The sequence below is a fragment of the Bacteroides coprosuis genome (assembly GCF_020741705.1).
In the GTDB taxonomy this organism is placed as follows: domain Bacteria; phylum Bacteroidota; class Bacteroidia; order Bacteroidales; family Bacteroidaceae; genus Bacteroides_E; species Bacteroides_E coprosuis.
Window position 1 is genome coordinate 20,867 of sequence record NZ_DYYK01000088.1, and the last position, 10,442, is coordinate 31,308.

Here is a 10,442-nt window from a genome sequence, read left to right on the forward strand (position 1 = left end):
CTATTCCGTGCGGAATAGCTCTTTTTTATATAGTTGAGAAAATGATGTATTACATCATACCTCCCATGCCTCCCATTGGGTTGCCACCCATTGGCATTGGGTTTTCTTCTTTTTTATCAACAATAACACATTCTGTTGTTAAGAACATACCAGCAATTGATGCCGCATTTTCTAGAGCAACACGAGTTACCTTTGCTGGATCAACAACACCTGCTTTAACAAGATCTTCATATCTATCATAGCGAGCATTATAACCAAATTCGCCTTTAGCTTCACGAACTTTTTGTACCACTACAGCACCTTCTTTACCTGCATTTGCTACAATTTGACGAAGAGGTTCCTCAATAGCACGCTTAATGATAGCAATACCAGTTTCTTCATCAGCAGTTTCACCAGCTAAGCCTTCTAGAGCCTCAATCGCTCTAATATAAGCCACACCACCACCAGGAACGATACCTTCTTCAATAGCTGCTCTAGTTGCACAAAGAGCATCATCTACACGGTCTTTCTTTTCTTTCATTTCAACTTCAGAAGCAGCACCAACATATAGTACAGCTACTCCACCTGAAAGTTTAGCAAGACGTTCTTGAAGTTTTTCTTTATCATAATCTGAAGTAGAAGCTTCAATTTGTGATTTAATCTGTTCACAACGTTCTTTGATGAGTTTACTATCACCAGAACCATTTACAATAGTTGTATTGTCTTTTGAAACAGTTACTTTTTCAGCAGAACCCAACATTTCAACAGTTGCTTGTTCTAGTTTAAGTCCTTTTTCTTCACTTATAACAATACCACCTGTAAGAATAGCAATATCTTCAAGCATTTCTTTTCTTCTATCGCCAAAACCTGGAGCTTTAACAGCACAGATTTTTAATTGTGAACGAAGACGGTTTACTACAAGTGTGGTTAAAGCTTCACTATCAACATCTTCAGCAATAACAAGAAGAGGACGACCTGACTGAACTGCTGGTTCAAGGATAGGTAAGAATTCTTTTAAGTTAGAAATCTTCTTATCGTAAATTAAGATGTATGGGTTTTCCATTTCACACTCCATCTTTTCTGTATTTGTTACAAAATATGGAGAAAGATAACCACGATCAAATTGCATACCTTCAACAATGCCTATTGATGTATCCATACTCTTAGCTTCTTCGATAGTAATAACACCATCTTTAGAAACTTTACGAACAGCATCAGCAATTAATTTGCCAATTAGTTCGTCGTTATTGGCAGATACTGTAGCAACTTGTTCCACACTATCATAATTATCATCAACTTGAATAGCTTGACTTTTGATAGATTCTACAACTTTTGCAACAGCCTTATCAATACCTCTCTTAAGATCCATTGGATTTGCTCCAGCTGTAACATTCTTTACTCCTTCTGCTACAATTGCTTGAGCAAGTACAGTAGCTGTAGTTGTACCATCACCAGCATCATCACCAGTTTTAGAAGCTACCTCTTTTACAAGTTGAGCACCTGTATTTTGATAAGCATCTTCTAGTTCTACTTCTTTTGCTACAGTTACACCATCTTTAGTAATATGAGGTGCACCAAATTTCTTTTCGATAATTACGTTACGACCTTTTGGTCCTAGTGTTACTTTTACAGCATCAGCTAGCGCGTCAACACCTTGTTTTAGTTGATCACGAGCATCAATATTGAATAAAATTTCTTTAGCCATTTTGATTACTTTTTAAATTATGAACGATGTTTATTAACCAATGATTGCTACTACATCACTTTGACGCATGATAAGGTATTCTTTTCCTTCATGCTCTAATGTTGTACCAGCATATTTACCATATAGTACAGTGTTACCAACTTTTAACACCATTTCTTCGTCTTTAGTACCTTGACCAACAGCTATCACTTCACCTTTAAGAGGTTTTTCTTTTGCTGTATCAGGAATAATGATACCGCCAACTGTCTTTTCTTCTGCAGGTGCAGGGAGTATCAACACTCTATCTGCCAAAGGTTTAATATTCATAATCTTGTATTTTATTTAATAGTTAAACATTTTCTGTTTCTGTTATTATATATTGCTAAAAGTGTGCCATTCTAAATTAGTATCGACAATGTCACTTTTACCCTGCCAATTTGTCCGCATAAAGACAAAAAAAGCGAGTACGTGCACGTACTCGCTTTCTAATCTAAGAATAGATCTATATTTATTTCTTAATAATATTTACCAACTCCTCTATAGTAACAGCCTTTTGTTCGCCTGTTTCCATATTTTTCAAAGAAATTTTACCTTCAGCCATTTCATTTTCACCAACCATTGCAACAAAAGCAACCTGGTTATTATTGGCATAAGTCATTTGTTTCTTCATTTTTGCTCCAAAATCAGGATATATTTCGGCTCTAATTCCTGCTTTTCTGACCTTAGTTAAAACTTTCAAGCAATATGCTGCTTCTTTTTCACCAAAGTTAATAAATAGAAGTTGACTGCCAAATAAAGCATCTTTAGGGTATAACTCTAATTGATTGAGTACATCATAAATACGATCAGCGCCAAAAGAGATACCTACTCCAGAAACATCTTTTAAACCAAATACTCCTGTCAGGTTATCATAACGACCACCACCTGTTATACTTCCTATTTCCACATCCAAAGCTTTCACTTCAAAAATAGCTCCAGTATAGTAATTTAAGCCTCTAGCTAAAGTAAGATCCAATTCAATCTCATTTTTAAGCTCTAATGTACTTAGAGCTTCTAAGATGAATTGACTCTCTTCAACACCTTTTAAACCGATCTCACTACTAGCCAAAACATCTTTCAAGACAGTTAGTTTTTCTGCATTTGTACCAGATAAATTGATTATCGGTTGAAGCTTGGCTATCGCTTCATCAGAAATACCTTTTTCTGATAATTCTTTATTTACATTATCCAAGCCCACTTTATCAAGCTTGTCAATTGCAACTGTTATATCAACGATTTTATCAGATTCTCCAATTACTTCGGCAATTCCTGATAAAATCTTTCTATTATTAATTTTGATGCATACACGAATGTCAAACTTGGTAAAAACAGTATCTACTATTTCCATCAACTCTATTTCATTCAATAGAGAATCGCTACCTACAACATCGGCATCACATTGATAGAATTCACGGTATCTACCTTTTTGTGGTCTATCAGCTCTCCAAACAGGCTGAATTTGATAGCGCTTGAAAGGGAAGGTTATCTCATTACGATGCATTACAACATAACGAGCAAATGGTACTGTTAAATCGTAACGCAATCCTTTTTCACAAAACTTACTTGCTAATTTTGCGGCATCTCTACTTAGTAATTCTTCATCAGTCAATTTAGAAAAATAATCTCCTGAATTCTGTATTTTGAATAGAAGCTTATCTCCTTCATCACCATATTTTCCCATTAAAGTAGAAAGATTCTCCATTGCAGGAGTTTCTATCTGCTGAAAACCATAAAGATGATATACGTTACGAATTGTATCAAAAATATAATTACGCTTCGCCATTTCTGCTGGCGAGAAATCTCTTGTTCCTTTTGGTATACCTGGTTTTGCTGCCATAACTTTTATAATATTTTTCGAATTACAAATTTAGTTGAAATAATTGATAAAAGCATATTTTAAAGTTTTATACTTGCAATACTTTATTGCTTTCACAAAGTAATAAACAAAATAATCATTTGATTATTAATAACATAATAGATCAAATCTATATATGATACTATTTTTTAGGGATAAAAGAACTTTGGCTCCTGCTTATTTTAACACCGACAAGATGATAACATATCGGTGTCATCGTATCGTCATGTCGGTGTCATGATAGGAACATGACACCGACCAAATATATTAAATAGGAAATAATCTACTTATTTCATAGTAGTCAAAATGTCAGGTAAAGTCAATAAAAAAGGATGACTACAACAATGTGTGTCATCCTTTTCAATATTTAATTTCAATTTTACTTTTAATCTCTTCTGCCCATAAATATCATAACATAATAGATAAGAGTAGCCAAAGAACTTAATGCAGCTACTACATAAGTATAAGCAGCTGCTCTTAAAGCACTGCTTGCTTTATCTTGATTAAAATTATTAGTAATACCTGCACCTCTCAACCAAACTAAAGCTCTACGACTTGCATCAATCTCTACGGGTAAAGTCACAAAACTAAATAAGGTAGTTGTTGCAAAGAGAATGATACCAGCTAATAGAAACTGAGGAAAAGTTTGGATAGTAAGTATCCCTATCAAAAGTAGCCAAGTAATCCAACGAGATGAGAATGAGACAATAGGTACAAGCTTACTTCTTAATGTTAATGGTGCATAAGCTTGGGCATGTTGAACGGCATGACCACATTCGTGAGCAGCAACAGCTGCAGCCATTATACTTTGTCCTAAATACACTCCTTCACTTAAATTTACCGTTCTATTTGTAGGGTTATAGTGATCAGTTAATTGACCTGGTGTACTGATTACACTTACATCATAAATACCGTTATCATGCAACATTTTTTCAGCGATATCTTTACCTGACAGTCCATTTCCCAATGTTTCTTTAGAAAACTTTTCGAACTTTCTTTTTAAGTTCATCTGAACTACAAAGCTTAATAGAGCTATCCCTCCAAAAAGAATCCAATATATTGCTACAGATCCTCCCATAATTATTTCTATTTTATTTTAGTAAATACTACTACTTAATACACAAATAGTCTGCCAAAGATATTAATTCTTTAGTTCTAGTTCTACAATATAATCAATACTTACAGGAACTTCGGGCAAATTAAGGGTGATACCACCTGTATTTTTAGAAATATTAATCTTTTTATCTGAATTATACAGCTTTGCACTTTTTATTTGTTTCATTTCTAATGGTAAAAAGAGCCCTTTATCATCTAATTCTAAAATATGGACATAAAGCTTATTCCCTTTTTGAGTAGTTACACCCCAATCTCTGGGTGTTATAATTCCTCCACGAGTTCCATAAATAGTTTCACCATATTCTTTCAACCACTCTCCCATCTCGGATAAACGATCAACAGCTATTTCTGGCAAGCAACCATCGGGCTGAGGTCCAACATTCATTAATAAGTTAGCATTTCTACCTGCTGCTTTCACTAAATAATGAATTAAAGTTTTAGTTGATTTATAGTTTTGATCAGTTATTTTATACCCCCACATACCATTCATTGTCTCACAAGTTTCCAATGGTAAATGAGCTATATCTTGTCCTGATAAACCAGCAACATTCTCTCCGGGGAGATCTCTCTCAAAAATTTGTATATCCTCACCATCAAAAGGTACTTGATGATGATTATTCCCAATCAAACAAGCAGGTTGCAACTGATGAATCATATTGTACTGATAAGGTAATTCCCAATCAAAATCTGGATTCTGATCTTGATCCCACCAACCATCAAACCAAATAGCACCAACGGGTCCATAATTAGTCAAAAGTTCTGTCAGCTGATTATTCATAAATGAATAATAACTATTCCAATCTCCTTTGCTATTGGGACGCCCTGTACCCCGGCCTGTACGTCCCCACGGAACATCTTCTCTACCCCAATCAATATGAGAATAATAAAAGTGAAGTTTTATTCCTTGTTTCAGACATTCATCAGCTAGCTCTTTTATGATATCTCTCTTAAAAGGAGAGGCTTTAGTGATTGTATAATCAGTATATTTTGAATCAAACATAGAGAAGCCATCGTGATGACGAGTCGTAATACAAATATACTTTGCTCCTGCATTTTTTATCGTGCTAACCCATTCAGCAGCATCAAATTTAGCTGGATAGAAGCCTCCTGCCAATTTTGCATATTCTTTATAATCCAAATTATTATTAGTCATAGTCCACTCACCTGTAGCCAACATAGAATAGACTCCCCAATGAATAAAAACACCAAATTTGTTATCTTGAAACGCTTCTCTAGACTTTAGATTTTCTGATGAAGGAGTATATTCATACTTCTGTTGGGCAAGTAAAGGACTGATCATTCCTAAACAAAGGAATGTTATCAACAATGTGTTTTTCATAAGTAAATTAGTTTTTAAGAATAAAAAAAGGGAAACTCTATGGCTATCCACAAAGTTTCCCTCTCAATATATCATTATTTTTTTAGTTTTCTCCGTCTCTGATGATAGTTTGTTCTCTATCTGGACCAACAGATACAATAGCAATAGGTACACCTAGTTCTTGTTCTAAGAAAGAAATGTAAGCATTAAACTCTTCTGGGAACTCATTTTCACTTGTCACAGAAGTCATATCTACTTTCCAACCTGGAAGCTCAACATAGATAGGTTTTACGCCATCAGCAATATCATAAGGTAAATAATCGTACTCTTTACCATTAACATCATAAGCAATACAAGCCTTGATTGTTTCAAAAGAATCTAAAACATCACTCTTCATCATGATTAATTTAGTAACACCATTAATCATAACCGCATATTTAAGAGCTATAAGATCGATCCATCCACAACGACGTTTACGCCCTGTTACAGCACCATATTCTCCTCCTAAATCACAGATTTTCTCTCCTACTTCATCAAACAACTCTGTAGGGAAAGGACCTTCACCAACACGTGTACAATAAGCTTTAAAAATACCAAAAACTTCGCCTATACGATTTGGAGCAACACCCAAGCCTGTACAAGCACCTGCAGAAACAGTATTAGATGATGTAACAAAAGGATAAGAGCCAAAATCAATATCAAGCATTGTACCTTGAGCACCTTCACATAGTACACTCTTTTCTTTTAAAAGAAAATTATTGATTTCAATTTCACTATCTATAAGAGTGAATTCCTTCAGATAGCTTATAGCTTCCATCCATTTAGATTCCAATTCACTTAAATCATATTTATAGTTTAAGCTTTTAAGAATCTCCTCGTGACGAGCTTTAAGTTTATTATATTTACTTGTAAAATCAGATAGAATATCACCTACACGTAGGCCATTACGACTTATTTTATCAGTATATGTAGGTCCGATACCTTTTCCTGTAGTACCCACTTTTGCATCCCCTTTAGCCGCTTCATAAGCAGCATCTAGGATTCTATGCGTTGGTAATATAAGATGTGCTTTTTTAGAAATAAAAAGCCTCTCTTTAAGATTGTGTCCAGAAGCTTCTAAAGCTACTGCTTCATCTTTAAAAAGAGAGGGATCTAAAACAACTCCATTTCCAATTATATTCACCTTATCTCCTTGAAATATACCAGAAGGAATTGAACGTAATACATATTTTTCACCTTCAAACTTCAATGTATGACCAGCATTGGGTCCCCCTTGAAATCTAGCTACAACATCGTACTTAGGTGTAAGAACATCTACAATCTTCCCTTTACCTTCGTCGCCCCATTGTAACCCTAATAGAACATCTACTTTCATCTTAGTTCTTTATTGTTGTTTATGATTGTTATTCTTTTTATTTGTGCAATCTTTACATATACCATATAGATAGAGAGAATAATGAGATAACAAAAAGTCATCTTGCTTAGTCTCTTCAATGGCTCGCTGAAGTTTCTCACTCTGAAACTCAGTTATTCTGCCACATTCTGTACAAATTTGATGATGGTGGGTCTCTCTATTATAGCTTCTTTCATATTGAGAAGTATTTCCAAATTGGTGTTTAATAACCAAGCGCGCATCAATTAATAATATTATAGTATTGTATAATGTAGCTCGGCTCACACTATACTTACGTTCTTTGCGCATTAAGCTATAGAGAGTATCTATATCAAAGTGTCCATCTATAGAGTATATGGTGTCTAGTATAGCATAACGCTCTGGAGTTTTACGATGACCATTGGCGTTTAGATACTCTGTAAATATCTGTCTTACTATATCCTTAATTTCTTGTCTTTCCATATCCATATAGGTGGTAATAGCTATCACAAAGGTAGCTATTTTTTTATTCAATAAGCGAAATAGCAATGTACTTTTATAAGTACATTGCTTCTTCCTGAATAAGATTGTATAATACTTTAGCAAACTCATTCTCAGATTGAGCCAAAGGTTCAACTAAAGCTAATATTTTGTTTTTGTGATTCTCGTTTTGTTGCATGAAGTTCTTTAATGCTAAAATAGAAGAATCTCTGAGTATAAAGTCTCCTGACACAGCAGCTGTTATTGCTTGATTTGTAAACTCATCTGCTGCGCGTTCATCCATAGAATCCTCTCTCAGCAATAGACGAGATATCGTAATGTAGCCAATTACCTCGTTCATCTCTTTACCACTCGCAATCCATTTCAGACATAAAGGACGGATATAATCTAAGTGCTGTAGAATATGCATACTCAATAAGCGAGCAATCTCTATATTTTCTACTTGACTAACCCATAGTTCAGCAGTATCCGAACTAAAATCTTCTTTAGGATATATCAGAGTAGCCAAAATTTTGCATTCTCTTATATTCTCCATCCAAAGTGCTTCAGCTAGTGCAACACTAGGATTTCCAATGCCTTTTGCAATTTCTTTAATTCTGGGCAGCTCAACTCCAAAGTTTAATTTATAATCGAGCCCCTTCTTTCGCATACTTGCAGAAACAACTCCGTTCATAAATAAACGGAGTTGTCCTTTGATTTCTTTAATTTGTTCGTGAATATTCATTGTTCAGTTAATCATTTCATTTATTGATGCTTGGCAAAAAAGAATAATCTTTTGAGTAACGTAACATCTGTGTATCATAACCTTCTTCGTAAGATACTTTTACATCTGTTATATTGCCATTTTCATCTTTTACTGCTTCATATACAGGATTTACAAAACCTTTATATGGAGCTAAATTCAATTTAGCATAACGATCTAGTATTTCCTTATGTAATTCTGGATCAACATTTACTGCATAAGTTTCTACCATTGTGCGTGCTGCCTCAAAATCACCTGTAGAACGAATACGTTGTATTTCAGCAAGTAATTCACCAAATAGACCACGCAATTTTTCGTAATCATTTACTACAACATATGTTTTACCTTCTTTCTTAACTAACTCAACCACTTTATCAGCTTTACCTTTTTGGTATGCCCATTGAGCAATAAGTTGTCTATTACGCATATGTGCTTCTTCTACAGTGTTTCCAAGCTCGATACGCACTAATTGTGTCATCAGACCATTCATCATGTAGTTGTAGTAAGCTGCTAAATAAGCATCATTATTAGGTACTAATCCCAACTCTACCAATTTATTATCTCCTAAGTAATAAAGACCGAATAAATCAGCTCTGGCTTCTTCGATTGTAGAACCATAAGCCTTTAATGCATCTTCTTTACCAGGCATAACCTTTCCTGAACCATGACCTAAACATTCATGAATATCGGTATGAAGATCATCTGTCATATCTGCATATCTATCAATTAGATCCAATTCTACATTTGAATAAACAAACTCTTCATTAAATCCATTTCCATGAGCAGCTTTATTATAAGCGTCTGTAATATTTCCAATAGTTACTGATTTTGATCCATAATGACTTCTGATCCAGTTAGCATTTGGTAAATTGATTCCAATTGCTGTTGCAGGGTATAAATCTCCTGCAAGAATAGCAGCAGTTATAACTTTAGCTGAAACACCTTTAACTTCTTCTTTTTTAAATTGCTTGTCCACTGGAGAATTATCTTCAAACCATTGAGCATTTGCACTAATTGTTTCAGTTCTACGCGTAGCTTCTAAGTCTTTAAAATTCACTAGAGACTCCCAACTTGCTTTTAAACCTAGAGGATCACCGTAAGTTTCAGTAAATCCATTAACAAAATCAACTCTTGAATCCAAGTCTTTCACCCACTGAATAGAGTAATCATTAAAGTCTCTCAAGTCACCTGTTTGATAGAATTTGATTAATTTATCAATTACAGCTTTTTGATCTTCATTTTCAGCAACTGTCGCTGCTTTTTCTAACCAAAAAACAATCTTTTCTAAAGACTCAGTATACAAACCTCCTACTTTCCATGTTTTTTCAACTAATTTACCATCTTCTTTTACAAGACGACTATTTAGTCCATAGGAAATAGGTTCGGCATCTTTCGGATCCTTCATTTTATTGTAGAACTCTTCAGCCTCAGTTTGAGTAACACCATCATAATAATTACAAGCTGAAGTAAGAATTAAATCTTGACCATCTGCTTGATTTACTCTTTTGGGCATAACAGCAGGATCAAAAATAACAGGCTTCAATAAATTATAAAATTCATCTATGGTTTCACCTTCTGCTAGAGGAAGTTTACCCTCTTCAACACGTGCCAAAGCTTCTTTAAAGTATTCTGCTGAAAACTTAGGCTCAAATTTCTCCATACCATAATGGTGATGAATACCATTAGCAAACCAAACTCTCTTCAAATAAACAGCAAGGTTTTTAAAGTTTTCAGAATTTTTATCCTCATTTGGATTCGTATAAATAGCTTCTAAAGCTCTACGAATTCGAAGATTATATTTACCATTCTGATCAAATAAAATATCTCTACCAGATA

Annotated in this window: 9 protein-coding genes; all 9 read right to left on the bottom strand. The window is 34.3% G+C overall.

Going from position 1 to position 10,442, the window contains the following annotated elements; genetic code table 11:
* Positions 1-49 precede the first annotated feature (49 nt).
* The gene (gene groL / locus K8V80_RS05235) at positions 50-1,684 is read right to left on the bottom strand and encodes a chaperonin GroEL (protein WP_276775899.1); all 1,635 of its coding nucleotides are present in this window, start codon (positions 1,682-1,684) and stop codon (positions 50-52) included.
* A gap of 33 nt (positions 1,685-1,717) precedes the next feature.
* The gene (locus tag K8V80_RS05240; protein ID WP_006744107.1) at positions 1,718-1,990 is read right to left on the bottom strand and encodes a co-chaperone GroES; all 273 of its coding nucleotides are present in this window, start codon (positions 1,988-1,990) and stop codon (positions 1,718-1,720) included.
* Positions 1,991-2,171: 181 nt separating this feature from the next.
* Positions 2,172-3,539: a histidine--tRNA ligase gene (hisS, locus tag K8V80_RS05245; protein WP_006744106.1), complete on the bottom strand. Its 1,368-nt coding sequence runs from the start codon at positions 3,537-3,539 to the stop codon at positions 2,172-2,174.
* Positions 3,540-3,942: 403 nt separating this feature from the next.
* Entirely contained in the window at positions 3,943-4,635 is a 693-nt protein-coding gene (locus tag K8V80_RS05250; protein ID WP_006744105.1) for a zinc metallopeptidase, read from the bottom strand.
* 63 nt (positions 4,636-4,698) lie between these two features.
* Positions 4,699-6,012, bottom strand: coding sequence for an alpha-L-fucosidase (locus K8V80_RS05255; RefSeq protein ID WP_276775900.1), 1,314 nt, complete (start codon positions 6,010-6,012; stop codon positions 4,699-4,701).
* 82 nt (positions 6,013-6,094) lie between these two features.
* Positions 6,095-7,366: an adenylosuccinate synthase gene (locus K8V80_RS05260; protein WP_006744103.1), complete on the bottom strand. Its 1,272-nt coding sequence runs from the start codon at positions 7,364-7,366 to the stop codon at positions 6,095-6,097.
* Between the two features lie 9 nt (positions 7,367-7,375).
* Positions 7,376-7,846, bottom strand: a complete 471-nt coding sequence (locus tag K8V80_RS05265; protein ID WP_276775903.1) for a Fur family transcriptional regulator — start codon at positions 7,844-7,846, stop codon at positions 7,376-7,378.
* A gap of 73 nt (positions 7,847-7,919) precedes the next feature.
* Positions 7,920-8,588, bottom strand: coding sequence for a DNA alkylation repair protein (locus tag K8V80_RS05270; protein ID WP_276775901.1), 669 nt, complete (start codon positions 8,586-8,588; stop codon positions 7,920-7,922).
* 16 nt (positions 8,589-8,604) lie between these two features.
* Positions 8,605-10,442, bottom strand: a 1,838-nt coding sequence (locus K8V80_RS05275) for a dipeptidyl-peptidase 3 family protein (RefSeq protein ID WP_276775902.1), incomplete at its 5' end; no start/stop codon positions are given.